Raw genomic sequence first — 26322 nt, forward strand, 5'->3', positions numbered from 1 at the left:
TACTAGCGTTGTGTGCATGGATCGTCTCACTGCGCTCAGGGAGCACCTCCGATCGCTGCCCGTCGACCGGGTCGCCGACATCCTCGGCGAGCTCGTCGAAGGGGTGGAGGAGGACGCCAGACGGGACCTGCTGCCGTACGCCGCGAGCGCGGTGGCCCGCTCCGGGGTGTTCGACGCGCTCACGGCGGCGCAGTGCGACCTCCTGGTCGCCGCCGCCGACGTCGCGGCCAGGACCGAGGCCGAGGCCGGGCGTCCCGGACGGCGTGTCCGCCGTCTGGGCGGCCCCGTCGCGCAGCCGTTGCACCGCGGGGAGCTGCTGGCCCGGATCGGCACGTGGCAGGGGACCGCCCGGCGTGCCGCCGAGGCCGCGCTCGGTGAACTGGAGGGGCGGGCGCTCGTCTGGCCCGCCGGAGACGACCGCTACCACCTCGCCCTGGGGTTGGTGGAGGCCTTCGGCGTCCACCGCTGGGGCCCGCGCGTCTACTCCGCCTGCTCCGAGGTCCTCGCGGACGCCGAACTGCACCGGGTGGCGCTGGCGCTGGGCGCCGACCCCACGCGGGAGCCCGCCACCCTGCGGCGCGGCATCGTCACGAGGCTGACCGACCCCGGCCGTGTGAACGCACTGCTGGCGACCGCGCCGGAGGGCGCGGTCACGCTCTTACGCCAGCTCGCGGCCCGCGGCCGGGTGCTGGCCACGGACTGCTTCGAGGAGGACGGCCGATCGCGCTACCGGTTCCGCCCCGAGGGTTCCGGCGATCCGGACACCGACTGGCTGGCCGAGCGCGGACTCCTGGTACCCGTCGGGCCGAACAGGGCCATGCCGCCGCGCGAGGTGGCCGCCGCCGTCCGCGAGAGCGCGCCCCTGCCCTTCACCCCCTGTCCTCCCGAACCCGTCGGGGTGCCGACCGACGCGACGGCCGTGGCGGACCAGGCGAGCGCGGCCGTGGGCGCCGCCCTGGCCTCGGTCGACCGGTTGGTCGCCGCGGTGGCCGCCCGGCCGGTGGTGCTGCACGGCGCGGCGGGGATCGCCTTCGGGGAACGCGACCGGTTGGTGGAGGCCGTGGGCGGCGGCGCCGCGGAGACCGGACTGTGGGTGGAGACGGCTTACGAGGCGGGACTCCTGGTCCGCGACGGGCGGCGGATCACCACGGCCGCATGGGTCCGGTCCTGGGCGCGCGCCGACCCGGCGCGCCGCGTCGCACCGCTCATGGAGGCCTGGCTCCGGCTGCCCGGCGTGCCCACGTGGTGCCCGGACGGGCGGGAACTGTCGATCCCGGGGGCCCAGGCCCTACCGGGGGCGCCCGCGCTGCGTTCCGCCCTCGTCCTGGCGCTGGGCGCTCTGCCGGAGGGGTTGGGCAGCGGAGTCACGTCCGGTCCGCTGCTGACGTCCGGGATCGTCGAGGATCGGGGCGGGAGCCTGCCGCCCGGGCTGTTCTCCCTGGTACGGACGGCGCTGTGGTTCCGGCCGGCCGCCGGGGACTCGGGGACCGTGGTCGAGGCGTTCGTGCACTCCCTGCACGAGGCGGAGCTGCTGGGCGTGGCCGCGCAGGGCGCGCTCAGTCCCTTGGGCCGGGCGTTGGCGGGGTGCGTGCGGGGCGGAAGCGGGCGGTGCGGGGACGGCGAGCTGGAGAGGGGCGCGGCGGCGCTCCTGCACGGCACGGACGCTCCCTCGCGGGGAGACGTACCCGAGGCGCCGCACACCTGCCCCACACCGACCGTCCGCTTCGGACGGCCCCTGGTGGAACTCCCGGCGCGGGCGCGGCGCCGCAGGCTACTGGACTGGGCGCGCTCCCTCGCCGACGACGCTTGACCCCTGCGCGGGGACGGGGGGCCGCCGCCCCGCGCGGGCGCGGCGGCGCGCGTGGCTGACGACGACGGCGACGGTCGCGGCCAGGAAGACGGCCTGCATCGCGGTACGCGGCACGATCTCCTGGTGCGCAGGCAGGTCCGTGCCGGTCAACGCCAGGTGGACGTTGGCGGGGAACATCGCCAGGAGCAGGGCGGTGAGACCGGCGGCCGACCAGGGCGCCGTCCGAGACCACAGCAGTGCGGCGGCTCCGAGCAGCTCCAGGACGCCGGTGACGGTGACCAGGAGGCCGGGAGCGGGCAGCGCGGGCGGGACGATCGCGATGAGTTCCTCGCGCATCCCGACGAAGTGGACCACTCCGGTGAGCGTGAACATCGCCGCGAGACCGCCTCTGACGGCGACCGGCCACGGGCGCAGCCGACGCACGCCGAGGGCTCCGGCGGCCCACAGGGTTACGGTGACGCCGACCAGGGTGATGAGGGGTTCCATGATGGCTCCTTCTCGAACGCTCTCGAACTTTCCAGTGGAAAGATAACCCCATGGGGATGGATCTTGTCAATGGAAAGTTCTGGTGGACCGGCCCGTGGGTCTCCGCGCGTCGCTCGCGGGGGCGGTACGGGGGGAACGGCGGGTCGTGCGGTCGTCGGGAGCGCACCGACGTCATGTGCGTGGGGCGGGGCGACCGTCCCGCGCCACTTCGCGGGTTGCTCCGGCCGGAGCGGGCGCGCGGCCGGTGCGTCCCGCCGCGCGCCCATCGACTCCTGCGGCAGGGCCTGGACCTGGACGACGCCGAGAATGCGGTGCGGGCGATCGCCTACGGTTTCTCCGCCGCCGCCGCCGCCGCCGCCGCCGCGCCGCCGCTGCCACGCGACGACGCCCGTTCCTCCCCCGCATGCCAGGCGGACCGGCTCGCCGAGGTCATCCGCCGCTCCCGCGAACCGGCCACGCCACCCGCGGTCGAACGCTACGCCGCCGCCCCGACGACCACATCGCCCTCGCACACCTGACGTGCCGCACGAGCCTCACTGACCCGTCCGCCGCGTCGGCTCGCCCTGTCCGCTCCCGTCGGTCCCCTTCGGCGGTGAGGAGCCGTCGAGCGGCTGGGTTCGGGCGTCCGGGCACCAGCGTCGGTAGGGACAGGTACGGCAGACCCGGCCGGGCGTGGCCGGGTGGGCGGTGTCCGCGTGCCAGGCGGACGCCAGTTCCCGTACCGCCGTCCGCGCCGCGGACCGGTGCCGCTCCAGGGCGGGATCGATGCTCAGGACGCGGACGCCGGAGGGGGTGAGCCGTTCGAGTTCGACGACCGCGGGCGTGTCCCCCGGGAGGCCCCCCGAAGCGACCAGGAGGACCAGCAGGGCGGTGCGCGGGTGGCGGGCGAGAAGGCCGGGTCCGTCCGGACCCGTGTCGACCTCCTCCGCCGCGATGTCGCGGAGCACCCACGACCCACCGCGACGGAACACCAGGTCGCAGCCCGTACGGACGAGCACGTCCGACCGGGGGTCGTCGACGGTCAGCGAAAGTCCGACGCGGATGGGGCCCGCGCGGGCGGCGTCGCCCAGGGGGCAGACGGTCAGGTGGTGTTCGAACATCGACGCGCCCGTCCGTGCCGCGCGGCCGGTCGGTCCGACCCCGTCCGCCGACCACGCGCCGCGGTCCACGGGGAGGTCGTCGCGGGTGCAGGCCCGGGCGGGCGTGCGCGAGTGGAGTCGCGCCACGAGCGATCGGACTGCCTCCGCGGGGCGGGCGCCGGGCTGTTCCGCCACGGGGACGGCGGGCAACCCCAGGTCGTGGAAGTGGGCCTTGGCCGGGCACTGCCGGTGGTACCTCCCCGTCGTCACGGACCAGCTGCGGCGTGGGCGCGACCGGTCCCGTACGCCCAGCAGCCCGGGCGCGCGGGGCAGACGGTCACAGCCGTCCCTGACCCGGCACGGCAGGCAGTCCCCGCCGGGAACGCGCCTGCCCGGGATCAGCGCCGTGCGCAGCCCCTCGCGGCCGACGGCGGCGAACAGTTCCCGGGCCTCCGCCACGGTCCCGTCGAACACCGTGGTCGCGTCCCCGTCCAGACACGAGACCCGAACGACGCGGACCCGTGTGGGCGGCGGAGCGTCCGGCGGCGTGCGCGTGGGGTACGGCGTGCCGCCCGCGTACCGCCACGGCGCGGCCTCGACCGCGGCCTGGTCCACGTGCGTCCCCGTGGCCGCGACGAACGCCGCGACCGCCGCCTCCGCGTCCGCGTCCGTGGCCGGACGCGCCGAGGAGGGGACCGGAACGCGCAGCTCCCGGACCACCTCGGATCCCTGGAACAGGAGGTAGCGGCGGCCCCGGACGCAGATCTCGTAGGGCCGGGCGCGAGCGCGCCCGGCGCCGGGCAGGTGTTGGCGGATCCACGGGTCGGCGACGGGAATGCGGTCGGCGCCGTCGGCGGCCAGGACGTCGAGGTAGGTCGTGGCCGCGTGCCGGGTCCAGGCCAGCAGCCCCTCGTGCGCGGGCGCCACCCACCCGCCCATGACGCGGGTGCCGCGATCCCCTCGCGCTGGCAGGTGGGCGCAGGCCTCGTCGACCGTCCACCCCTGGTGTTCGACCAGGTCGAGCACGGCCGTCAGGGGGCCCGGGGGCGAGTGGGCGAAGTAGGGCCGCCTGCCCGGGACGGCCCGGCCGAAGTCCTGCTCGGATCCGGTGCGCAGACGGGTGGGGCAGCGGCGGGCGTCGGGGCGCACGGCGTCGCTGTGGACACGGATGACGGGTGCGAGGTCGGCGGTGCCGGTGGTCCAGGGGGCCATATCTCCTCCTGGTCGCGAGTGTGGCACGTTTCGGAAATGCTGGCTGAGGGCCTGTGGACAACGGGGGACGGCCTTCCTTCGGGTTGGTAGAAAAGCCTCAGAGTTCACATGTGCTCCAAGACAACTATTCAGGCGTCCCCCATGCCATTTCGCCCGCGCGCGGCCCTGAGCGCGGCGGTGGCGGCGCCGACCCTCGCTGCCTGCGCTCCGCCCGGCGGCGTCCCGTGGGACTCCGTCGAGGACGTTCTCCACGACGCCGCCACGGACACGGCTCCGGCCGTCCCGGCCGTCGACCCGCCCGACCCGCGCTCCGGGGAGCCGCGCGGGCGGGGCCTTCTCCTGTTGAATGACGTGCATGATCGTGCGTCGAGTACAGCCCGAAGAGATGAGCGCCGTCAGCGAACTGCGCGTGACCGCCTACCTCGCCGACGGCCTGTTGGAGGCCAGCCCGGAGTACGCGGAGACGCTCCGGCTCCTGGGCGCGGACGGGACCGGGGAGGTCCTGGTGGCCGTGGACGGGGACACCCTCCTGGGGACGATCATGTTCGAGCCGTGGTCGCCCGACAGCGAGGTCGCGCGCGGCGCGGACGAGGCGGAGATCCGCGCGTTCGCCGTGGCCCCGCAGTCTCGCGGGCTCGGAGTGGGCCGCGCCCTGGTCAACGCCCTCGTGGAGCGGGCCAGGGAGGAGGGCGTGGTCCGGATCGTGCTGTCCACCCTGCCGCGGATGCGGGCCGCCCAGTTCGTCTACCGTGCCCGCGGGTTCACCCGGGTCCCGGAACGGGACTGGACACCCGTGCCGGGCGTCGACCTCCAGGTCTTCGAGCTGGAGCTCAAGGAGTAGGGTGCGCGGCCCGGTCCTGGCGGCCCGGGCCGCGCACCCGTCGGCTCCCGCCGTTCAGCAGCCGACCGGGCGCACCCGGCGGGCGGCCTCGGCCAGCGGTTCGCCCAGGGCGCCGTCGGCGAGACGGTCCAGCACGGCCCCGGCCGCCGGGTGACCTGTCAGCCACATCGTGCGCGTGAGCTGTTCGGCGCACGCCGCGTACCGGTCCCGGTCGCGGTCGGGGAGCGGGCTCCCGGCCTCGACCAGGATCGCGTAGCTGTCCAGGACGGCCCACACCACCTGGTGGGACGTGGGCACCTCGGTGTGCGTGCCGCGCAGGCGGCGCGCCCACCCGCCGAGCACCGGATGGTGCACGTACATGCGCAGCACCGGCGTCAGGTCGATGCCCAGCCCGGCCAGGGTCGCGGCGACCAGGTGGCGCCGGTGCCACGCCCGCGGATCGGCGGAGGCCTCCAGCAGTTCCCGGGCGGCGGTGTGCGGGTCGCGGGTGGTCAGCCACCGCGCCATGAGCTCCTCGGTGTCGACCGGGCGCCCCTGCTCCAGGAGCGTGAGGACGTGGTCGGCCCCCATGTCCCGCACGGGGGGCGTGAGCGGGACCTCGGCGCCCGAACGGCGCAGCTGCCGCACGACGAAGTGGTCCCCCAGCGGAGTCACGCGGTAGGAGTCCCCGCCGGTCCGTTCGACCGCTCCCAGTCCGACCAGCGCGTCCAGCACCGAGCGCACGTCGTCGCAGGGGCGGCCCGGGCACGGACCCAGCGCGACCCCGGCGCCGAACACCTCGACGAGCCGGTCCGGTGTGCGGGGCCGCCCGCTGACGAACAGGTCGGTCAGGATGAGGAAGGCCGTCATCCCGCGCGCTCCCGTCATCGCGAGCAGGGCGTCCGCCCACGCGTCGGCCGCCGCACCGGGCGTGCCCCGTTCCCAGGCGCGGGCGGCGCGACCGCGCAGCACGCGGGTGTAGGTGGTGCGCAGGAGCCCGGCCTCGCGGGCCACCCGCAGGACGCGGGGCACCGCGTCCGGAGGGATCCGCAGGACGTCGGCCGCGGTGTCGGTGTCGGGCCCGGTGAGGGCGTCGTGCGGGCGGTCCGGGTCCAGGGGCCGCCCCCCACCGACCCACGCTGTGAGCCTGGCCGCCTCGGACAGGGGGCGACACGGCCGTGCGGCGGCGTCCAGGTCGGCCGCGCGGGCGGGGGCGATCGGCGGGAGCGGTTCGGCCTCGCCGCCGTCTCCGACCCCGAGGCGGTCCAGGAGCGGCAGGGCGGCCTCGTCGATCGGATCGGCGGTCGCGGGTGGTCCGCCGGGGGTGAGGTCGACCGCCGAGATCGCCGCGCGCAGCCTGCGCGGACTCTCGCAGGAGAGCAGCCCGCCCCGTTCGACGAGGTGGTCGCACCAGGTCAGCCAGGTGTCCCTGAGGTTGTCGGGCACACGGTCCCAGTCGCGGACGGTGCCGGCGATGTCGTGGACGTCGGCGGTGGTCCAGTCCCCGGGGTCGGGCGCCCCCGCGTCCCGATGGGCGCCCAGGAGGAAGACCAGGGCGTTGACGTCCACGTCGACCGGGGGATCCAGGCCCCGGGCCCAGTCCAGACACTCGTCTACGGCGGACAGGATGCGTTCGGTCATGCTCAGCTCACCGACAGTGGAACCCTGGGACGGCACCAGGCTATATCCGTCGGCCCCCGTCGCGGGGAAGAACGGGAGAATCAGATCCGCCTGCGGCTCCCGACCCGTCCGCCCGACGCCCGTCCGCGCGTTCTCCGCCACGGCGGCGCGTTTTCCCGGGCTGCGCGGACGCACACGGTCAGGCACGCGAGGTTTGCCCGCACTCCCTGAGAGTACATATCCGAGCAAACGCGATATTCGCGTGTATTTCACGCGTGCTCTCGCCCCCAGGAGGACACCAGCGTGGCAAGGAGCGCCGACAACGCACGACCACTCAGCGGCGACGACACCCGGGCCCGGGGAGAATGGCCCGAGACGCTGGACGTCGAGGACCTGCTCGCCCTGGGGTGGCGCCCCACCCCCTTCCGCGAGTTCGTCCTCAAGGTGCACAGCAGGTGCAACCTCGCCTGCGACTACTGCTACATGTACGAGATGGCCGACCAGGGGTGGCGCGACCGGCCCCGCCGGATGGCCCGCCCCGTCGTCGAACGCGTGGCCGAGCGCGTCGCCGAGCACGCCCGGGCCCACGGCCGCTCCAGGGTCGACGTCATCCTGCACGGCGGCGAACCCCTGCTCGTCGGCCTCGACCACCTGCGCCACACCGCCCAGGCCCTGCGCAAGGCCAACGAACCCGACGTCCACGTCGACCTGCGCCTCCAGACCAACGGCGTCCTGCTCGACACCCACTTCCTCGACCTGTTCGACGAACTCGGCGTGCGCGTCGGGGTCAGCGTCGACGGCGCCGAGGACGACCACGACCGGCACCGCCGCCGCGCCAACGGACGCGGCACCCACGCCGAGGTCCGGGCCGGGCTCGAACTGCTCGGCTCCCCGCGCTACCGCCACCTGATGACCGGCCTCCTGGCCACCGTCGACCTGGAGTCGGACCCCGTGACCACCTACGAGGCGCTCCTGGAGTTCGACCCGCCCACCGTCGACCTCCTCCTGCCCCACGGCAACTGGGACGCCCCGCCGCCCGGGTGGACACCGGACGGCACCGCCTACGGCGCCTGGCTCACCGCCGCCTTCGACCGCTGGTACCACGCCCCCGAACGCGAGACCAACATCCGCCTCTTCACCGAGATCATCCGCCTCGTCCTGGGCGCCCCCTCACGCACCGAGAGCATCGGCCTCTCACCGGCCGCCCTCGTGGTCGTGGAGACCGACGGCTCCATCGAACAGGTCGACAGCCTCCGGTCCGCCTACGACGGCGCCGCCGCCACCCCCCTGCACACCCTCACCCACGCCTTCGACGAGGCCCTGTACCTGCCGTCCGTCGCCGCGCGCCAGATCGGCGCCCGCGCCCTGAGCCCCACGTGCGCGGACTGCTCACTGGCACGCGTGTGCGGCGGGGGCCTGTACCCGCACCGGTACCGGAGCGGGCGCGGGTTCCTCAACCCCTCGGTGTACTGCCAGGACCTCTTCCGACTCATCACGCACGTCCGGACGGCGGTGGCCGCGGACGTCGACCGCCTACGGGAAGGACGCTGAATGCCACCCGGGGCCCCGCTCCCGGACGCCGTCCTGGACGCGCTCGCCCGGGGCGGGGGCGGTCACGCGGCCACCGGACTCCTGCGCCGCACCCAGTACGCCAAGCACCTCCTGCTCGTGCGCCGCGTCCTGGACGCCGCCCTCGCCCGGCGCCACCCCGACGCGCCGCGCGCCCGAGCCGCCTACGACCTGCTCGCGTCCGCGGAGGAGGCCGACCCGGGCGCGGTGTCCGCGGTCCTGCGCCACCCGGCCGTCGGCGTGTGGGCCCGGCGCACGGTCCTGGCCCTGGACGACCGCCGCGACGAGAACCCCCGGGTGCGCGCGCTGTCGGCGCTGTCGGCCGCCGCCGCGCTGCGGGCCGGGCTGACCGCACGGGTCGAGGTGCCCCTGTTCGGCCCGACCGCGCCGCTGCCCGCCCTCGGCCGCGCCCTGGTCGGCCGGGGGGAGGGGGACGGGGCCGTCGTCGAGACGGAGGCCGGTCGGGCGCGGCTGTCGCGCGGGAACGTCCACGTGGAGGTCCCGCCCGACCCGCACGAGGACGCGCCGGGCTGGCACGCGCTGCGTCGGATGACGGCCGAGCACGCGGGGCGGCGGATCGACCTGGTTCTGGACGACCAGGACCCGGACCGGCTGCCCGGCGCCGGACTGCTCGCGCGTCGGCTGACGGGGGAGGAGGCCGCCCGGTGGCGGGAGAGCCTGCGCGAGGCGTGGGAACTCCTGGTGACCGACCACTGGACCATCGCCGAGGAGACCGCCGACACCGTCGTCGCGCTGACCCCCATGACCGCGCCCGGCGGGGCGCACACGAGCGCGACGGCCCAGCACGCCTTCGGCAACCTCGGGATGTCCGACCCGCCCAGCCCCGTGCTGTTCGCGCTCACCTTCGCGCACGAGGTGCAGCACGCCAAGCTCATGGCCCTGCTCGACCTGGTCCCCCTCACCCTGCCCGACGACGGGAGCACCTACTACGCGCCCTGGCGGCCGGACCCCAGGCCCGTGTCCGGGCTGCTCCAAGGGGTGTACGCCCACCTGGGGGTGGCCGGGTTCTGGCGCCGCCACCGCGGCACGGCCTCGGGAGCGGAGGCGCGCCGCGCGCACGCCGACTTCGCGCACTGGCGGGCGGCGGCCCACGAGGCCGCGCGCACGGCGGCCGGATCGGGGCGGCTCACCCCCGAGGGGGCGCGCTTCCTCGCCGCGACCGCCCGGACCCTGGCCTCCTGGATGGCGGAGGACGTGCCCGAGGACGCCGTCGCGGCGGCCGACGCCGCCGCCCACCGCCACCTGGACCGGTGGCACGCCCGGAACCGGGCCCGGGCGAACGCCGGACACGCCGCCCCGGGCCGCTCTCCGACGGTGTGAACGCGGTCGGGCGCCCGGCCTCACAGCAGCGGCGGGTCGAAGTCCGTGACCAGCCGACTCCCCTGGTGCGCGGCCATCGTGTAGTGGTGCTCCCGGCCCAGCGTCCGCACCAGGGCCGTCAGGGTGGTCTCCGCCAGGGTGTCCGCCTCCGCCGCCCCGTCCTCGGTCCGCAGGTCCAGCGCGAGGTTGGCCGCACACGCCAGCGTGTTGTGGTGGTCGTCGCCCAGCAGCGCGCGAAGCCTGCGCAGCGTCCCGCGGCCCAGGCGCACGGCGTTCTTCGTCTCGCCCAGCGCCGACAGGTCGCTGGCCAGGTTGGTCGCCACCCCCAGCGAGTAGTGGTGGTCGCGGCCCAGCTTGTCGTCCAGGGCCGCCAGCGCCGACTCGTTCATCGACCGCGCCCGCGAGGCGTCGCCCAGCAGCCGGTACAGCAGGGCCACGTTGCTCGTGCACCCGTGGTTGTAGGGGTGCTCGGGCCCGTACGCCCGCACGTACCGCAGGTCGGTGTCCTCGCCCAGCTCCAGCGCCCCCGTCAGCTCTCCGGTCACCCGCCAGATGTTGGTCAGGCACATGGCCGCGGCCAACGTCTCCGGGTGGTCGATCCCGTACAGCCGCAGGTACCGCGAGTGCACGTCCAGGGCCAGTTCGAGCGCCTCCTCGAACTCGCCGGACATGCGGCGGGCGATCGCCAGGTCCATCTGGGTGCGCAGCGTCCGCGGATGCTCGACACCCAGCTGCTCCCGGCCGTAGGACAGGGCGTCCTCGCCCAGGTCGCAGGCCTCGGTGAAGTCCCCCGACAGACGGACCGACAGCGCCAGTCCGTGCCAGAACGACAGCAGTACGGGCGATCCGGGCGCGGCGCTGCGCCGCTTGTACAGCATGTACGCGCGTTCGTGCCGCGCCTGGGCCCCGGCGAAGTCGCTGGTCAGCGCGTAGTCGATGCCGAGGTTGTGCAGCGCGCGCAGGGTCGCGGACTCGTTGGGGCCCAGCGTCTCCTCGTGCAGCCGGAGGGTCTCCTCGTCGTGCTCGCGGGCCTTCCAGAAGTCTCCGCGCGCACGGTAGTCGGCGCCCAGTCCCGACAGGACGTTCAGGGTCTCGCTGTGGGTGCGTCCCAGCGTCCGGCGCACCTTCGGCAGGAGGGCCCGGTTGAGGTCGTGGGCCTCCTGGTAGCGGCCCAGGTCGCGCAGCCGGTTGGCGTACAGGCGCTGCGCCTCCAGCACGTGCGGGTCCTCGTCCCCGGAGTCGGCCGCCCAGCGGTCGATGAACACACGCGCGTAACGGCTGGCCGTCTCGTAGTTGCCGACCACGAACAGGAAGCTGAGCATGCTCAGCGCGAACCTGCGCACCCGGGGGCTGGTGCTCTCGGCGACCCGGGCGGGGCCCACGTGCGGCAGCAGCTCCTGGTAGCGGGCCTGCGCGGCCGGATCGGTCCGGCTCTCCGGCGCCGACGCGCTCAGCAGGGACCACACCTCGGTGCGGATCGAGTCCTGTGTCGGCCGGTCGAGCTCCTCCCGCAGCAGGGCCTGGATGAGCCGGTGGACCTGGATGGTGCGGTTGGCGTTGTCCAGCCGCACCAGCGCGTACCGCCCCAGCTGTCCGATCGCCCGGCTCAGGCGGATGGGGTCGGCCATCAGCTCCGCGAGTTCGGACCGGACCGGGCCGTCCTCGACCGGGAAGAACAGGTCGCGCGGGATGGGGTCGGGGCCGAAGAACGCGCAGCAGCGCAGCAGCTCCATGGCCTCGGGCAGGTTCTCCTGGAGCTTGGCCACCGACAGCTGCCAGGCGGCGGTCATCGGTTCCGGGTACTCCGGCGGCTTGCCCTCGCGCAGGAGGGGGCCGGTGCGCTCGGAGAGCAGCGACAGGTACTCGCGCGCCGACATCCCGGTCTCGGACTGCAGCGCCCCGGCCTGTTCCAGCGCGAGGGGGAGGTGGCCCAGCGCCTCCGACAGCTCGACCGCGTCCTCGATGCTGATCCCCCGGGGGATGCGCCGCTTGAGGAACTCGACGCTCTCGTGGGACGGGAAGACGTTGACCGACACCGTCCGGGCCACCGACTCCCAACGGTGGTTGCGGGTGGTCACGATCACGTGGCCGGGGCCCTGGGGGATGACGTCGGTGAGGTCCTCGGGCTCGTCGGCGTTGTCGAAGACGAGCAGCCAGCGCGAGTACGGCTCGCCCCGGCGCAGGGCGTCGAGCACGCCGTTGGCCGCGTCCTCGACCCCGGTCAGGCCGGGCCCGGGCAGGTCCAGGTGCGGGGCGAGGTGGGCCAGCGCCGAGCGCACGAGGCCGGGCTGGTCGGCCATGATCCACCACACCAGGTCGTACTCCTCCCGGTAGCGGTGGGCGTACTCCACCGCCATCAGCGTCTTGCCGACGCCGCCGTAGCCCTGGAGGGTGTGGGGGACGACCGCCGTCACGTGGCCCCGCAACCCCTCGTACAGCTCCTGGAGCTGTTCCGAGCGGCCGGTGAAGTTCTTGTTCTGCGGCGGGATCCTCCCCCACACCTTGGGATAGCGCGGGGGGTGGTGGCCGGCGGCCCTCGTGGAAGCGCTCACGCGATGTCCTCCGGTTTCACATCGGCCCCACCAGGCATTCCGAACCGGTTTCGGAAGATTCCTGGTGTCGAGTCGAGGATTACGGTCAGCGGATGCGGAAGGGGTGTGAATATGCACTCAGGGTAGGCGAAGATGTTAGGGAAGGACAGGCCGGTGGTAGAAACTCCATGGGACAACCGAAGAAACGAAAAGGGAGGCGGCCGCCGCGCGATCGCGTCCGTTCCCTCCTTTATCGCTGGTCGGAAGGACGAAGCCGATGCCACAACAGCACCTCTCCGGAGGAGCCGCCCTGGTGGACGCCGACGGTCTGACCCTGCGTGACCTCGAGGGGTACGGGGAGACGGCGGTCATCCGGGCGCTGCGGTCGGTTCTGGAGCCGGGAGCGGGCGCCTCGGAGGCGATCGCGGCGTTCACGAGCGACGGGGACGAGGACGGCTAGGGCCGTGGCCGCCCCGGCGCGCCCGCCCCGGGAGCCACGGGCGCACCGCATCGCCGATCCGTTCGCGCAGGTGCGCCGCGGGTCCGTGATAAAGGGCTGGACAATGCCGGCCGATCCTGAACACACGCCATTCGCCGATTCGGGGTGTCGGCCGTTTTCCGATGGAACGGAACCCCTCCCAGACTCGGAGCTGATTTCATGCCGAGAATCGCCGCCGGTCACGCACGCCGAACGGGACCGTTCGTCGGTGCCCGGCCTTTCGGTTCCCGTGACCGCCATCTCTTCCGCGGCCGTACGAAAACGGTTCGGGACCTGGTCGACGCGTGGACCGGAGCCCGCCTGACCCTGCTGCACGGGGACGCGGGGGCGGGCAAGACCTCCCTCCTCCACGCGGGCGCCGTCCCCGCCCTCACCGACCGGGGCGCCCACGTCCTGCCCGTGGGGCGGCTCCTGATCGACCCCGCCTTCCCGAGCGCCGTCCTTCCCGAGCAGAACCCCTTCACCCGCGCCCTGCTCGCGTCGTGGAACCCGGGCGAGTTCCCCACCCACGGGCCGGGCCGGTCCGCCGGCGACTTCCTCGGCGACCTCGCGCGCGCCGACCGCTACGGCCGGGTGCGGCCCCTCTTCGCCGCCCTCGACCAGACCGAACCGCTGCTGCGCTCCCCGGCCCGTCCCGAACCGCACCGGGGCGACCTGGTCGACGAACTCCTGGTCGCGTTGGACGACCACCCCGGCCTTCACCTGCTGCTCACCGTCCGCACCGAGCACCTGGCCGACCTACGGCGCGCGATCGCCGCGCACGGGACCGGCCACGCCGAGGTGCGCCTCGGCCCGCTGCCGCCGGACGCCGCCGTCGGGGCCGCCGCCCACGCCCTGGACACCGTCGGCGTCCGACAGGCCCGAGCCGTCGCCGAGCGCCTGGTGGAGGAGGTACGCATCCTGCCCGGACAGCGCGCGAGGCGTACTGGCCCCACCGGTCCCACGGAGGCCGTCGACCCCCCGGATCCCACCGGCGCCCCCGACCTCGCCGCGACCGTCGACCCGTGTCTGCTCCAGACCGTCGGCGCCCTCCTGTACGCCGAGGGCTCCGAGGCCTTCGCCGCCGCCGACGTCGACCGCGCGCTCGCCGTCCACCTCTCCCTGCTCCTGGAGGAGGTCGCGGCCGAACACCTCGTCCCCCGCGACCTGCCGCACGCCTGGTTGCGCCGCGCCGCCGTCTCCGGCGCCGAGGGCGCCCCCGCCCCCGGCACGGACGACACCCGCCACACCGACCTCACCTGGGGCCTGGTCCACACCCTCCAGGACCGCCACCTGGTCGTCCCCACCGCGGACGGAGCCGCCTACCGCCTGCGCCACCCCCGCCTGACCCGCCCCCTCCTGGACCTGGCGGCCCACCCGCGCGGGTCCGCCCCGGAGCCCTGGACGACCGCGGACCGCATCGTCGTCGCCCGGCGCGCCCACACCCGGGGCGAACCCGACCTCGCCGGAGAGCACGCCCGGCGGGCCCTGCGGTCGACCCCGCCGCCCCGGCCGCGCGACCGCGCGACGCTCACCTCGCTCCTGGGCGACCTCGCCTTCGAACGCGGCGAGCCCGCTGTCGCGGCCGCGTACTACGCCGAGGCCGCGGAGCTGTCGGAGGCCGTCGGGGACACCGCCGGCGTGGCCAGGCTGCTCGTCGCCCAGTCGAGCAGCAGACTCCGGGCGGGCCAGCGCTCCGCCGCCCTGGACGGGCTCCGGGCGGCCGCCGGCCGCGTGCGCGGGGACTCCAGCCTGCGCACCGGGATCGGCCAGGCCCTGTGGCGGATCGGGCAGAGCCAGTCCGCGCTCGACGTCCTGGACGCGGTCCTGACCGGTGACGGGTCGGCCAGCGAGGCCCGACGCACCCGCAACAGGATCCGCGCCGAGCTGATGTCCGCGCGGGGCCTGGCCCCGCGCCGGGGCTGGTGACCCGACCGTATGGACTCCACCGTGTTCGTCGCGCTCATCACGGGCGCCATCACGGCCCTGAGCACGCTCGGAGCCACCGCGCTGGCCGCCCACCGGGCCGCGCGGACCGAGCGCTGGCGGGCGGAGCACGCCCTGGAGGTGGAGCGGACGCGGCACCTGTTCGAGCGGGAGCGCCGCCGGGACCAGGAGCTGCGGTCGCGCTTCGACGACGCGCGCAGGGCCGTGCTCCGGCTCGGTATGTCGGTGCGCGTGGTCACGCACATCCGCGCCGAGGGCCCGCCCCGCCCGGGTGACGAGGAACTGGGCGACCTGCTGCGCCAGGCCCGCACGGACAGCCTGGACGCGGTCGTGGCGGTCGAACGCCTGCGCGGTGTGCTCCCCGAGGGGCGCCGCGGGCCGGTCGACGACCTGCGCGATGCCGCCGACCGGGCGTTCAACCACGTCCAGACGAGGACAGGCCAGGTCGGCGACGCCCTGCGGATCCAGAGGATGCTCGACGCCGCCCTGCGGTCGGTGGGGGAGTCGCTGTTCCCGGTGGGGGAGCGGGGCGCGGCGCGGGCGGATCCCACACGGCGGCCCGGGCCAGGGTGAGCGGTACGGCGAGCAGGAGGATGAGCGCGGTGACCGACACGGCGGTCGCCTGGACACCGACGCTCTCCAGGACGTGGCCCCCGCACAGCACGCCGACGGGCAGCGCCCCGTTGGTGACCAGACGGACGGTGCCGGTGACGCGGCCCAGCAGCTCCGTCGGCACGCGCGTGGTGTGGTAGGTGGTGACGGTGACGTTCATGTGGGCCCCGACGAAGCCGATCCCGCCCCAGGTCAGGGGCAGGATCACCGCCAGGTGCCCCGGACCCGCCCACTCGGCCAGCGCCAGGGGCGCGGTGACCACCACCCACGCCCACAGGCACAGGGTGACCACGGTGCCGGGGCGCAGCCGCCGCACCAGGCGGGGGGAGGTCAGGGACCCGAGCAGGCCTCCGGCCCCCGTCGCGGCCAGCACCGCGCCGAGCAGGAAGGCCGACAGCCCCTGCTCGGTGGCCGTGACGATGATGACCAGCCACACCGTCTGGAACAGGGCGTTGGTGCAGGCGCAGACCGACGTCGCCAGGAGGAGGAAGCGGTCGCGGCGCACCCGGGTCAGGCCCGCCGACAGGTCGCGGCACAGGGTCGCCGCCCATCCCCGTCGCGGCGCGGAGCCGCCGTCGGCCGAGGGGGTGCGGAGCCGGGGCAGCCGTGCCACGAGGCACAGCCCCACTGCCGAGACCACCGCGTCGAACACCGCGGGCAGGCCCTGGCCCAGGCCGAACAGCGCGCCGCCCAGCGGCCGCCCGGTCATCTGCGTGGCGTGCGTCCGTGCCTCGTTGCGCGCGGCGGCCGTCGGCAGGTGGTCGCGGGGCACCAGGCGGGGCACGGCCGCCGTCGCGGCGGTCGCGTGGAGGGCCGCGCACACGCCGTGGACGGTGGCGGCCGCGGCCAGCAGCGCCACGGGGGCGTCGAGGACCAGGACCGGCCCGATCAGCAGCGCCACGCTCGCCAGCCGCACGCACTGGCTGGCGATCATGACCGAACGGGGGTCGTGCCGGTCGACCACCGCCCCGACGGGGACGTACAGCAGGGTGCGCGGCACCATCCCGGCGGCGGCGATCCACCCGGCCAGGGCGGGGGATCCGCTCTGGTGCAGGGCGAGCAGCGGCACGGCGAGGGTGAGGGTCATGGACCCCAGCCCCGACAGCGCGCCACCGGCCCACAGCAGACCGAACCGGCGCCGCCAGCGTCGGTCGTCCCGTGTGTTCGACAAGCGTTCTCACAACAATCGGGGAAGCTGACGTGGATGCCCGCGGGGCGGCCGTGCCGGTCGGCGAACGCGCCCCCGGGGGCCGTCGGTGGTCCCGCCGCCCCCGTGCCGTGTCCGGTGGATGTCCTCAGGCGCGGGTGGGCTGCGCACATCCTAGCGGGAGGGGTGTTCCGACGGTGGGCGGACGGAGAATCCGGAGGTTGGGGATCAACGGGACCCAGCGCGCTGCTTGGCGTGGAAGCGCGCCTTCTTCTGGCGGTTCCCGCACGTGTTCATGTCGCACCATCTGCGGGTGCGGCTCTGGCTGGTGTCGAAGAAGGCGGCCCGGCAGGTCGGTGACGCGCACAGGGCCAGTCTTCCGTCCCGTTCGCCCGCGATCACGCCGACCGCGTCGGCGGCGATCACGCTGAGGGCGTCTTCCACGCGGGAAGCCGAACCGAGCCGCCACCGCCGTCGACCCTCGGGCGTCAGGATCGCCGCGGCGCGGCCCTGGGCGCTGCGGTCGTTGATGACGCGGACGGCGGATGCGGGGAGAGCCTCCCCGGACGCGGCCGCTGTCGCGGCGGCGTGGATCGACTCCCTCAGCTCCCGGGCGAGGTCGAGCTGGGCGGTGGTGCAGGAGTCCACGGCGAGGCCGTTCACCGCCAGCCAGTCGACGAGCCGCTGCGGTGTGGGAATGCGCTCCACGGCGTCGCCCTGGCGCTCCGTCAGAGTGGCCGTGAAGCTGGTCGCCAGCACGTTGCCGAGGCGGAAGTCGGGGAACTCGGCGGGCATGGAACCACCTTAGCAGGTTGCGCACGGGAACGGAGGCGTGTTAGAACCGTCTTAGCCGGTTCCAACGTGGCCAGGAGGTCCCATGCCCCGTCCCACCAGCGATGTGCACGCATACGAAGCGCACGCGACCGACGCCGACCTCGAAGACCTGCGCGCGCGACTGGCCGCGGCCCGGCTGCCGGAGGCCGAGACGGTCCGTCGCGCGGCGCCCGACCCCCGCCGATGGGAACAGGGCGTGCCCCTGTCCGACCTCGTCGACGTCGTGGACTACTGGCGCACCGGGTACGACTGGCGGTCGTTCGAAGAGCGCCTCAACCGCATCGGCCAGTTCCGCACGACCGTCGACGGTCTGGGAATCCACTTCCTGCACCGCCGGTCCGCGCGCGCGGACGCCGCCCCCGTGATCCTCACGCACGGCTGGCCGGGGAGCATCGCCGAGTTCGTCCATGTCGTGGACGAACTGGCGGATCCCGACGACGCGGACGCGCCGGCGTTCCACGTCGTGGTCCCGTCGCTGCCAGGCTTCGGCTACAGCGACAAGCCGGCCGCCACCGGGTGGGGAACCGAGAGGATCGCGGCCGCGTGGGTGGAGCTGATGCGAAGGCTCGGCTACGGCGAGTTCGCGGCCCACGGCGGCGACTGGGGAGGCAACATCACCACGGTTCTCGGCGGCAGGTTCCCGGCGCACGTCCTCGGCATCCACACGACGTTCGCGGAGGGACTCCCCGGGGCGACGACGGACGGGCTGACGGCCGCCGAGCGCGCGTGGGCCGAGGAGACCCGCGACTTCTGGCGCCACCGCTCGGCGTACGCTAAGCAGCAGGCGACCCGGCCGCAGACCGTCGGCTACTCGCTCGTCGACTCACCGGTCGGGCTTCTCGCCTGGCTCCTGGACAAGTTCGCCGAGTGGTCGGACACCGAGGACAGCCCGTTCGAGACGATGTCCAGAGACAGGCTCCTCGACAACGTCACCCTGTACTGGCTGACGCGGAGCGGCGCGTCGTCGGCCCGCATCTACTACGAGAGCCACGACTCGCTGGACCCCGGACTCCGGGTCGACGTCCCGTCGGCGATCACCATGTATCCCCGGGACATCGAGAAGTGTCCGCGCGCCTGGGCGCGGGAGCGGTACCGGCGGATCGTCCGGTGGAGGTCGCCGGAGAAGGGGGGACACTTCCCGTCGCTGGAGGTGCCCGGGTACTTCGTCGAGGACCTGCGGGAGGGCCTCGCGGCAGTGCTGGCCGCCCGCCGGTGAGCGCGCTCAGACGCCGGACCTAGCCCCGCGGCCAGGCGATCCGCGAGATCCGGTGCGCCTCGGTCGGGTCGGGGTACTCCCAGCGCCGCACCAGGCGCTCGACGGCGGCGGCCGGAACCGGGTCGGCGCGGCGGTCCAGCCGGGACCTCAGCACCCCCGGCGGGGCCTCCAGGGACACGATCTCCACCCGGCCCCGGTACGCCGCGACCAGCCCGACGCACCGGTCGCGCACGTCGCGCGACAGGTTGGTGGCGTTCCACACGAAGGACCGTCCCGCCCGCAGGTGCTCCCTGGCCAGGTCGTGCGCGGCGGCGGCCACCCGCCCCTGGGGCTCGGTCGGGGCCACCCCCAACCGGGCGCGCAACGCGTCCAGGCTCACCACGGGCAGGTCCGCCCGGTGCGCGCCGATCCACGTGTCCTTGCCCGCCCCGGGCAGCCCGGACATGACGGTCACCGTCAGACGGGTGTCGTCGTGGGCCGCGTAGTCGGGGTCGCGGTCCGGCTTGCGGAAGAACCAGAACCGCGCGTGGTCGGAGGGAAAGTCACGGGGGCGGTCCAGACACCGCTGCTCGGCGCAGTACTCGCGGTACAGCGCGATGTTGTCCAGCACCTCGGCCGTGTCGCCGCACCGGCGTCCCAGGATGTCGGCGGCGGCCAGCAGCGCCAGATCGTCGTTGCGCGCCACCAGGCTCACCCGGTACGCGATCGTGCGCAGATCTGGGCGCTCCAGGGCCCAGAACGGCACCTGGTGGTGGCGGATCAGCGCGGCCACGTGCTCGCGCCACCCGACGTCGGCGCCGCCCTCCCACAGCAGTCGGCGCGCCATGAGCTCACCGCGCCGGGAGTGCCCGTGCGCCGTGATCCGGCCGTCCCCGTCCCGGCGCGTGCACGCGGCCTTGCCGACGTCGTGCAGGAGGACGGTCGCGAACAGCCGGACCCGCTCGTCGGCGGGACGCGCCCGCCACTCGGGCAGGTCCGCCAGCGCCTCGCAGGCCATGCGGGTGTGCGTCTCCACGTCGCCCTCGGCGTGGTGGACCGGGTCCTGCTCCACCCCCGCCATCTCCCGCACCCACGGCAGCGCCTCGCGGACCGCCGCCCAGTCCAGCGACCAGGCCGGGGGAGCGGGGCACAGCTCATCGAACGGTCGCATGGAGCACCTCCGGGTCGGCGAGGCCGTTGGCGATGAGCGGGCGGTCCAGCCAGTGCGTCCCCGAGTCCAGAACGGCCGTGGTGAACTCCGAGCGCACCCACTTGTACCGGTCGACGGTGCGGTCGCCCTCCTCGACCTTGACGTACAGTCCCTCCATCAGGTCGGATCCGTCGCTCTCGGCCAGGGCGCGGTCGGGGTCGGCGCCCCCGGCGCGCGCCGCCGCCTCCAACGCCCGCCGCCAGTGCGGGGTCCGGCAGGCGGAGGGACCCACGAAGCGGGTCAGGTCGGCCAGGTCGGACAGCGGGCCCGAGTACAGGACCGGGACCGACACCACCGGGGCGCCCTCCAGCAGCTCACGGCGGCGCGGCGTGGACAGGAACACGTTCTCCCGCGTGTCCAGGACGTCGAACGCGCAGAAGAAGTGCGGCAGCGCGTCGTAGAACACGGTGTGCTTGGCGTACAGCCACTCGCCGTAGAGCACGTACCGGTCGCCCAGCCGCGGCCACAGCTGGGGCGCGACCGTCGCCGCCCACGCCTTGAGCGGAGCGAACTGCCGCTCGCGCGGACCGCCGGTGAGGAAGTGGCCACGGCTCTGCAACCGGAGCCGTCCGTCGGAACCGAAGCTGATCCCCGCGTTCGCGCCGTCCAGCTTCTCCTCGACGACCAGGTGCCGCCCCGCCAGACCGCCGAAGGGCGCGGCGGCCAGGTCGTCGTCGCCCGGCCCGAGACGCGACCCCCGGATGTGCCGGGTCCGCGGGTACTTGTGCAACATGTGCCCGGTTCTATCCGGTGGACGCGGTGCGCGGCCACCGGTTTTTCCGTCGGACCGGGCGCCGCCTCCGGTCACTCCCCCCGGACCGGTCGGCGCCCGCCCAGGGAGGCGGAGTCGGCCGCCGCCCGGCCCTCGACCCAGCCGTCCTCGCTGTACGGGCCGCGCACGCGCGCGTGGGTCAACTCCCCGAACGCCTCCTCGACGGCGGCGCTCACCTCGCGCTCCCGGGCGGCGAACAACGGCACCAGATCGGCGCCCGTCTCCGCCGCCGCGGCCTCCTCCGCGGCCCGGGCCGACTCCGCGAGCCGCTCACCCACCCGCACCGCGAACGCGGAGAGGAACGACGCCCGAAAGTCCCGGCCCGCGGACCGCCCCGACCGGTCGCGCACCGCACCGCTGGCGCGCATCGCGCTCTCGGCCTGCACCAGCAGCGACGTGAACATCAGCTCGACCGCGTCGAGGTCGTCCTCGAACCCCATCACCGTGCACAGCTCCAGCTCCCGGTGCCAGACCGCCTGACAGCGGTTGGCCTCGGCGACCTCGTGCAGCAGGACGGCCTTGTGCTCGTCGTAGGGGGCGTCCACCGGCAGTCGCCGGGCCGCCGCGGCGTTCGACTCCCCCGGCTCCTCCGCCAACAGCGCCCGGTCGATGCTGTGCCGCGCCATCATCTCCTGGGCGCGGGCGCTCAACGCCTCCGCCTCGTGCGGGAACTCCGTCGACTCGGCCTTGGCCAGCAGGGCGCGCACCCGTTCCAGCCGGGAGCGGTCCACCGGCGACACCGCCCGCGCCGCCGCTCCGCGACCGGGGCGGAAGGCGCCCGGCGGCGGCCCCAGCGGACGCATGGGCGGCAGCACCCGCAGGGCGGCCAGCACCCGCAGCGCCAGTTCGACGACCTCGAACCGCGACAGCCCGTGCCGCGTCCCCGCCCGCGCGAGGTACCCCTCGCCCCATTCCGGCGCGGCCCCCAGCTCCCGCACCTGTGCGCTCCAGCGGGGGTCCACCGTGGCGGGGGAGTGCCGACCGTGCTCGGCCGCGACCGCGTCGGCGCATACGGCCGCGGCCGCGCGGCCGAGGTCCCGGCCGAGCCGGCGCACCGTCTCGGCGGGCTGCCAGCCGCGCGCCCACACCCCGGCCAGCCCCTGTGTCAGGGCGTCCGTCACCGCGGACCCGGCGGTCCGCGCCCAGGCCGGGTCCTCGGTGTCGGCCAGGCGTGCAGCAGCCAGGTCGACACCGCCGCCGTCGTCCCCCAGGACCAGCGCGTCGACGGCGCCCCTCACCACCTCGGCGGGGGAGTCCGCGGGCGCCGGGCCCGCCCAGTCCCCGGTCCGCGGGCCGGAGCCGTGCCGCCGCCGTCCGCGGCCTCTCTTGCCCACGGTGCTTTCTCCCCGGTCGTGGTGGTCGAGCCGACGGGCCATCCTAGCGCCAGGTCACCGCGTACGGAGCGGGCTGGTGGTGCCGCGCACCACCACGTGGGTGGGCAGCATCATGGTCGGCGGCGGCTTCCCCCCGGATTCGAGGAGGTCCAGCAGGATCTGGGCGACGAGGTTGCCCTGCTCCGCGACGGGCTGTTCGACGGTCGTCAGGTCCAGGACGTCGGCGAACTCGTGGTTGTCGAAGCCGATCACCGAGATGTCCTCGGGCACGCGCAGACCGCTGTGGCGGATGGCCCGCAGCGCCCCGAAGGCCATCTCGTCCGACTGGGCGAAGACGGCGGTGGGACGCGTGGCGCCGCTGAGCAACGCGCTCATGGCGCGCTCGCCGCCCGCCACCGTGTAGTCCCCGACGGCCTCCAGTTCGGGCCGGTACCCGATGCCCGCCTCCTCCAGGACGTCGTGGTAGGCACGGGCGCGGTCGCGCGGGGTGGTGAAACTGTGCGCGGCCGGGCCGCCTCCGCTGATGTGCGCGATGTCGCGGTGGCCCAGCATGGTCAGGTGCCGCACGGCGCTGGTGGCCCCCGCCACGTCGTCGATGCGCACGCACGCGAAGCCGTCCATCTCCGTGCCCACCAGCCCCAGCGGCACGTCCAGTCCGGTCAGCACCTGCGCCTGCTCCTTCGACAAGGGCATGCTCAGCACGGCCACCGCGTCCACCCGGCGCCGCAGCGGCATCACGTCGAAGAAGCGGTCGCGGCTGGAGGCGTCGGGGATGTTGTACAGCAGCAGGTCGAAACCCTTGGCCCGCAGGACCTCCTCGACACCGAAGATCACCTGTCCGAAGAACCACCGGTTGACGTAGGGCGCCACCAGACCGATCGTCCGGGTGCGCCCGCTCGCCAGATGCGAGGCGCTGGGCGTGATGGTGTAGTTGAGTTCGCGCGCGATGCGCACGATGCGCAGGCGCGTGCCCTCCGCCACGCTGGGCAGGCCGCGCAGGGCACGCGACACCGTCGCCGTGGAGACCCCGGCACGGTTCGCCACATCCGCAAGACTCGCTCCCACTGCTCTTCCTCCCAGGCGGGGCGACCGGCTCGGAGCGGCGCCCCGTCACGAGCCTAGTGTGCCTCCGCCGGGGCGTGGGGCCGGAGCGCTGCGGGCGGGACGGCCGGCCGCGGCGGGTCCTCGCCGGGCACGTCGGCGCGCAGGGCCACCGACGCGTCGTCGCGGTCCCGGTAGGGGTCCGCCACGGGGCGCACCTCCACGGGCAGGGGGCCGCGGTCGGGGCGACGGGCCCAGCAGCGGCCCGGCGCGCGCCCGTAGGACACGGCACAGGCCACGAGGACGCCGTCGGCGTACAACTCCAGGTACTCGCCGAACAGCAGCGCGCGCAGGTTCCGGACGGGTTCGGCCAGCGCGGTCGCCTGGACGGGGCCGGACGCCGCACACCGCACCCGCAGGCCGTCGGGCGCTACGTCCACGGTGAACCCCGACTCCTCGCCGCGCAGAACGACCCGGGCCGGTCCGCCGTCGACCGCGACGTCCACGACCGCGTTCCACACCGGGGCGCCGGGGTCCGCCGGCGCCCGCAGGTGGTTCTCCACGCCCCGCCACCAGCCGAGCCGGGGGCGGCCGGCCGCATCGGCCGCCAGGACCTTGGGTTGGGCGAGCATGCCCCGGCACGGTGCGCCGCCGTCGTCCAGTCCCGTCCGGCGCTGGACGGTGTGCAGCAGGAGCCGCTCGCCTCCGGGACCGTCCACGAGGCGGGGGGCGTAGGGGCCGGGCGGGGCGAGCGGTCCGAGCCGTTCCCATTCCCCGTCCAGCTTCTCGGCGCGCCACGCCTCGATGTGGTGCGAGGGGCCGACGGAGCCCAGGAGCAGCCATCCTCCCGGGACGCGTTCGAGGACGGGGCATTCCAGTTCGTCGATGTCACCGGGCACGAGGAGGGGAGGCCGCACGGTCCACCGGTGCAGGTCGTCGGAGACGGCGAGCCCCACGCAGCCGGAGCGCTCGACGGGGCCGTGCGCGGTCCGGGCGCAGACGAGCATGGCGTAGCGGGCCCCGAACAGTCCGCCTTCCGGCTCGACGATCCACGGGTCCCGCCAGGCCTCCTCCGCGCCGGTCCGGTACCACCGCTCGTCCGGACGCACGACGACCCCGCGGACGCGCGACCACGCGGAGGCGTCGTCGGCGACGGTCCGGGCCAGGCCCACGGCCTGCCTCTTGTGCCCGTCGTCGTGCACCCCCGTGTAGGCCATCACCCAGCCGTCCCCGTGGCGCAGCGGGTGCATCGTCCAGACACTGGTGTCGTCGAACCCCCCGGCCGGACCCACACCGAAGGCGGGGCCGAGCGGCTCCCAGCGGACCAGGTCGTGCGAGACCGCCCGCCCGTAGGACGTCTCCAACAGGCTGACGTCGGGGTGCTCGGTCCAGGGGGCCTGCAGGTGCAGGAGGACGTAGGGCGGGCCGTGGACGACCGCGAAGTCGTTGAGGCAGGCCCCCGGTGGTGCGTAGCGCATGGTCCTCGGTCCTCTCGGTGGTCGGTGCCGGACCGGAGTGGTCCTGCCGCGGGTCCGGGGCGTGTCCGGCTCCAGGAGCCACGACTGTATGCAATCGCTTACATTCTGGCAAGCCGAGGATGCTCGCGGCGGATGGGTGTGAACGTCTAGGTCGGTGGCGTGTCCCTCATGGGGCGCCGTCGTCTTCGCGTACTCGGCGCGCCGTTGGTAACGGCCAGGCAACAAGTCAATGTAAGCGATTGCATTTCTGTTTCCCATGACTAGCGTTGGGTGGCACAGCTCACAGGACACCGCCGATCCGGCGCGCGCCCCTTCCGTTCGGGACGGCACGGCCGTCGACCGCGGCTGGCAGGGCAGGTGTCCGCTAGGAGGAGATGACCGTGCGATCCACACGAACCCGACCACGCGGCGTCCTGCGCGCCGCGGCCGCTCTGGCGGCTCCGGCCCTCGTCCTCACCGCGTGCGGCACCGGGGGAGGGGGCGCCGAGACAGGCGACGGCGAGGGCACCATCACCGTCTGGGCGCACCAGGGCCAGGACCGGGAGGTCGTCGCCCTCCAGGACGCCGTGGAGGCCTTCGGCGCGCTCCACCCCGAGATCACGGTGGACCTCACCCTCATCCCCGAGGCCGACTACATGACCACCGTCACCGCGTCGAGCCCCGACGAACTGCCCGACGTGCTCGAATTCGACGGCCCCGCCATGGCCAGCCTGGTCTACAACAACAAGCTCTCACCGATCGGCGACTTCGTGTCGGAGGAGACCCGCGCCAACGCCACCGACTCCGTCCTCGCCCAGGGCACGCTCGACGGATCCCTCTACGGCCTGGGCATGTTCGACTCCGGACTCGGCGTCTACGGCAACGCGGCCCTCCTGGACGAGGCCGGGATCTCCTACCCGGAGGGCCTGGAGGACGCCTGGACGGCGGAGGAGTTCACCGCCGCTCTGGCGGTCCTGGCCGCCGAGGACGAGGACGGCCGCGTCCTGGACGTCAAGCAGAACTACGGCTTCGGAGAGTGGACGACCTACGCCTTCTCCCCCGTGATCTGGTCGGCGGGCGGCTCGCTGATCGAGGGAGGGAGCGCCGAGGGCGCCCTCGACACCCGCGCCGTCGTCGAGGCGCTGAGCCTGGTCCAGGAGTGGGCCCCCTACACCGATGCCAACACCGACGACAACGCCTTCGTCTCCGGGGACGTCGCACTGTCCCTCGTGGGGCACTGGGAGTACCCCAACTACTCCGAGGCGCTGGGCTCGGACCTGGTCGTGCTCCCCCTCCCGGACTTCGGCAACGGCGTCAAGACCGGCCAGGGCTCCTGGGCATGGGGCGTTTCCAGCACCTCCGCCAACGGCTCCGCGGCCGGAACGTTCATCGACTTCCTGATGGCCGACGAGCAGGTCGCCGACATGACGGCGGCCAACGGAGCCCCTCCCGGCACCCGCTCCGCCATCGCCACCAGCGACCTGTACGGCCCCGGAGGGGACCTCGAACTGTTCGCCGACCAACTGGCGGCGACCTGCGGAGACGGACCCGTCACCCCGGACTGCGTGTCCGTGCCCCGCCCGGTGACGGCCGGATACCCGGTCATCACGCGCCAGTTCTCCGACGCCGTCGCCACCATCTGGGACGGCGGCGACGTCGCCGAGGCACTCGACGGCGCGGTCACCGCGATCGACACCGACTTCGCGGACAACGACTTCTTCGCCGACTCCTAGCACCCGGGCTCCCGGAGGAGGGCGCCGCCCGTCCGCCCGCACCGCGTCCACCGGTGCGCGCTGTCCGGCGGCGCCCCGCCTGGAGCCGGTGCTG

At 74.6% G+C, this 26322-nt stretch carries 20 protein-coding genes; 9 read left to right on the forward strand and 11 right to left on the reverse strand.

Going from position 1 to position 26322, the window contains the following annotated elements; translation table 11 throughout:
* Positions 1-16: 16 nt before the first annotated feature.
* Positions 17-1810, forward strand: coding sequence for a hypothetical protein (locus ACIBFB_RS08435; RefSeq protein ID WP_397227729.1), 1794 nt, complete (start codon positions 17-19; stop codon positions 1808-1810).
* On the opposite strand, the gene ACIBFB_RS08440 is transcribed toward ACIBFB_RS08435, so the two are convergent.
* Positions 1772-2296: a hypothetical protein gene (locus ACIBFB_RS08440; protein ID WP_397227731.1), complete on the reverse strand. Its 525-nt coding sequence runs from the start codon at positions 2294-2296 to the stop codon at positions 1772-1774. The two genes, ACIBFB_RS08435 and ACIBFB_RS08440, sit on opposite strands and share 39 nt — an antisense overlap.
* A gap of 215 nt (positions 2297-2511) precedes the next feature.
* On the opposite strand from ACIBFB_RS08440, the gene ACIBFB_RS08445 reads away from it, so the two are divergent.
* Positions 2512-2814: a hypothetical protein gene (locus ACIBFB_RS08445; RefSeq protein WP_397227733.1), complete on the forward strand. Its 303-nt coding sequence runs from the start codon at positions 2512-2514 to the stop codon at positions 2812-2814.
* Positions 2815-2829: 15 nt separating this feature from the next.
* Here ACIBFB_RS08445 and ACIBFB_RS08450 read toward each other — a convergent pair whose 3' ends face one another.
* Positions 2830-4587 carry a PD-(D/E)XK nuclease family protein gene (locus ACIBFB_RS08450; RefSeq protein ID WP_397227735.1) on the reverse strand — a complete coding sequence of 586 codons (1758 nt, stop codon included), beginning with the start codon at positions 4585-4587 and terminating at the stop codon, positions 2830-2832.
* Between the two features lie 385 nt (positions 4588-4972).
* Between ACIBFB_RS08450 and ACIBFB_RS08455 the strand changes: the two genes are divergently transcribed.
* Entirely contained in the window at positions 4973-5428 is a 456-nt protein-coding gene (locus tag ACIBFB_RS08455; protein WP_397228427.1) for a GNAT family N-acetyltransferase, read from the forward strand.
* Positions 5429-5482: 54 nt separating this feature from the next.
* On the opposite strand, the gene ACIBFB_RS08460 is transcribed toward ACIBFB_RS08455, so the two are convergent.
* A complete protein-coding gene (locus ACIBFB_RS08460) occupies positions 5483-7048 on the reverse strand; it encodes a hypothetical protein (RefSeq protein ID WP_397227737.1) in 1566 nt (521 codons plus the stop codon).
* A 357-nt stretch (positions 7049-7405) separates the two neighbouring features.
* Here ACIBFB_RS08460 and ACIBFB_RS08465 point away from each other — a divergent pair, with 357 nt between their 5' ends.
* Entirely contained in the window at positions 7406-8578 is a 1173-nt protein-coding gene (locus tag ACIBFB_RS08465) for an FxsB family cyclophane-forming radical SAM/SPASM peptide maturase (RefSeq protein WP_397228429.1), read from the forward strand.
* Positions 8579-9937 (forward strand): HEXXH motif domain-containing protein, encoded by a 1359-nt coding sequence (locus ACIBFB_RS08470; RefSeq protein WP_397227739.1) that lies wholly within the window; start codon positions 8579-8581, stop codon positions 9935-9937.
* Positions 9938-9957: 20 nt separating this feature from the next.
* On the opposite strand, the gene fxsT is transcribed toward ACIBFB_RS08470, so the two are convergent.
* Positions 9958-12489 carry an FxSxx-COOH system tetratricopeptide repeat protein gene (fxsT, locus tag ACIBFB_RS08475; RefSeq protein WP_397227741.1) on the reverse strand — a complete coding sequence of 844 codons (2532 nt, stop codon included), beginning with the start codon at positions 12487-12489 and terminating at the stop codon, positions 9958-9960.
* 256 nt (positions 12490-12745) lie between these two features.
* Between fxsT and ACIBFB_RS08480 the strand changes: the two genes are divergently transcribed.
* Complete coding sequence (locus ACIBFB_RS08480) at positions 12746-12928, forward strand: FXSXX-COOH protein (protein WP_397227743.1); 183 nt, start codon at positions 12746-12748, stop codon at positions 12926-12928.
* 198 nt (positions 12929-13126) lie between these two features.
* A complete protein-coding gene (locus ACIBFB_RS08485; RefSeq protein WP_397227745.1) occupies positions 13127-14875 on the forward strand; it encodes an ATP-binding protein in 1749 nt (582 codons plus the stop codon).
* A gap of 433 nt (positions 14876-15308) precedes the next feature.
* On the opposite strand, the gene ACIBFB_RS08490 is transcribed toward ACIBFB_RS08485, so the two are convergent.
* Together ACIBFB_RS08490 and ACIBFB_RS08495 are read right to left on the reverse strand one after the other, a co-directional pair.
* Positions 15309-16676 carry an MFS transporter gene (locus tag ACIBFB_RS08490; protein ID WP_397227747.1) on the reverse strand — a complete coding sequence of 456 codons (1368 nt, stop codon included), beginning with the start codon at positions 16674-16676 and terminating at the stop codon, positions 15309-15311.
* Between the two features lie 204 nt (positions 16677-16880).
* Positions 16881-17447, reverse strand: a complete 567-nt coding sequence (locus ACIBFB_RS08495) for a CGNR zinc finger domain-containing protein (protein WP_397227749.1) — start codon at positions 17445-17447, stop codon at positions 16881-16883.
* A gap of 82 nt (positions 17448-17529) precedes the next feature.
* Between ACIBFB_RS08495 and ACIBFB_RS08500 the strand changes: the two genes are divergently transcribed.
* Entirely contained in the window at positions 17530-18702 is a 1173-nt protein-coding gene (locus ACIBFB_RS08500) for an epoxide hydrolase family protein (protein ID WP_397227751.1), read from the forward strand.
* Positions 18703-18721: 19 nt separating this feature from the next.
* On the opposite strand, the gene ACIBFB_RS08505 is transcribed toward ACIBFB_RS08500, so the two are convergent.
* The 5 genes from ACIBFB_RS08505 to ACIBFB_RS08525 form a co-directional block, all read right to left on the reverse strand.
* Positions 18722-19852: an AAA family ATPase gene (locus ACIBFB_RS08505; protein WP_397227753.1), complete on the reverse strand. Its 1131-nt coding sequence runs from the start codon at positions 19850-19852 to the stop codon at positions 18722-18724.
* On the reverse strand, positions 19836-20624 hold the full coding sequence (locus tag ACIBFB_RS08510) for an RNA ligase family protein (RefSeq protein ID WP_397227755.1): 789 nt from the start codon (positions 20622-20624) through the stop codon (positions 19836-19838). Before ACIBFB_RS08510 ends, ACIBFB_RS08505 begins: the two co-directional genes overlap by 17 nt.
* A gap of 71 nt (positions 20625-20695) precedes the next feature.
* Positions 20696-21997: a DUF2786 domain-containing protein gene (locus ACIBFB_RS08515; RefSeq protein ID WP_397227757.1), complete on the reverse strand. Its 1302-nt coding sequence runs from the start codon at positions 21995-21997 to the stop codon at positions 20696-20698.
* A gap of 54 nt (positions 21998-22051) precedes the next feature.
* On the reverse strand, positions 22052-23041 hold the full coding sequence (locus ACIBFB_RS08520; protein WP_397227759.1) for a LacI family DNA-binding transcriptional regulator: 990 nt from the start codon (positions 23039-23041) through the stop codon (positions 22052-22054).
* A gap of 74 nt (positions 23042-23115) precedes the next feature.
* Entirely contained in the window at positions 23116-24516 is a 1401-nt protein-coding gene (locus tag ACIBFB_RS08525) for a hypothetical protein (protein WP_397227761.1), read from the reverse strand.
* A gap of 374 nt (positions 24517-24890) precedes the next feature.
* On the opposite strand from ACIBFB_RS08525, the gene ACIBFB_RS08530 reads away from it, so the two are divergent.
* On the forward strand, positions 24891-26228 hold the full coding sequence (locus ACIBFB_RS08530; protein ID WP_397227763.1) for an ABC transporter substrate-binding protein: 1338 nt from the start codon (positions 24891-24893) through the stop codon (positions 26226-26228).
* The last annotated feature ends 94 nt before the right edge of the window (positions 26229-26322 follow it).

It is taken from the genome of Nocardiopsis sp. NPDC050513 (assembly GCF_044457925.1).
Classification (GTDB): domain Bacteria; phylum Actinomycetota; class Actinomycetes; order Streptosporangiales; family Streptosporangiaceae; genus Nocardiopsis.

Bases quoted from the DNA above. Each gene is read 5' to 3' on its own strand.
- ACIBFB_RS08510 (WP_397227755.1), bottom strand. From the start codon at position 20,624: ATGTTGCACAAGTACCCGCGGACCCGGCACATCCGGGGGTCGCGTCTC.
- ACIBFB_RS08495 (WP_397227749.1), bottom strand. From the start codon at position 17,447: ATGCCCGCCGAGTTCCCCGACTTCCGCCTCGGCAACGTGCTGGCGACC.
- ACIBFB_RS08485 (WP_397227745.1), top strand. From the start codon at position 13,127: ATGCCGAGAATCGCCGCCGGTCACGCACGCCGAACGGGACCGTTCGTC.
- ACIBFB_RS08460 (WP_397227737.1), bottom strand. From the start codon at position 7,048: ATGACCGAACGCATCCTGTCCGCCGTAGACGAGTGTCTGGACTGGGCC.
- ACIBFB_RS08505 (WP_397227753.1), bottom strand. From the start codon at position 19,852: ATGCGACCGTTCGATGAGCTGTGCCCCGCTCCCCCGGCCTGGTCGCTG.
- ACIBFB_RS08530 (WP_397227763.1), top strand. From the start codon at position 24,891: ATGACCGTGCGATCCACACGAACCCGACCACGCGGCGTCCTGCGCGCC.
- ACIBFB_RS08455 (WP_397228427.1), top strand. From the start codon at position 4,973: ATGAGCGCCGTCAGCGAACTGCGCGTGACCGCCTACCTCGCCGACGGC.
- ACIBFB_RS08450 (WP_397227735.1), bottom strand. From the start codon at position 4,587: ATGGCCCCCTGGACCACCGGCACCGCCGACCTCGCACCCGTCATCCGT.
- ACIBFB_RS08480 (WP_397227743.1), top strand. From the start codon at position 12,746: ATGCCACAACAGCACCTCTCCGGAGGAGCCGCCCTGGTGGACGCCGAC.
- ACIBFB_RS08435 (WP_397227729.1), top strand. From the start codon at position 17: ATGGATCGTCTCACTGCGCTCAGGGAGCACCTCCGATCGCTGCCCGTC.
- ACIBFB_RS08500 (WP_397227751.1), top strand. From the start codon at position 17,530: ATGCCCCGTCCCACCAGCGATGTGCACGCATACGAAGCGCACGCGACC.
- ACIBFB_RS08525 (WP_397227761.1), bottom strand. From the start codon at position 24,516: ATGCGCTACGCACCACCGGGGGCCTGCCTCAACGACTTCGCGGTCGTC.
- ACIBFB_RS08440 (WP_397227731.1), bottom strand. From the start codon at position 2,296: ATGGAACCCCTCATCACCCTGGTCGGCGTCACCGTAACCCTGTGGGCC.
- ACIBFB_RS08470 (WP_397227739.1), top strand. From the start codon at position 8,579: ATGCCACCCGGGGCCCCGCTCCCGGACGCCGTCCTGGACGCGCTCGCC.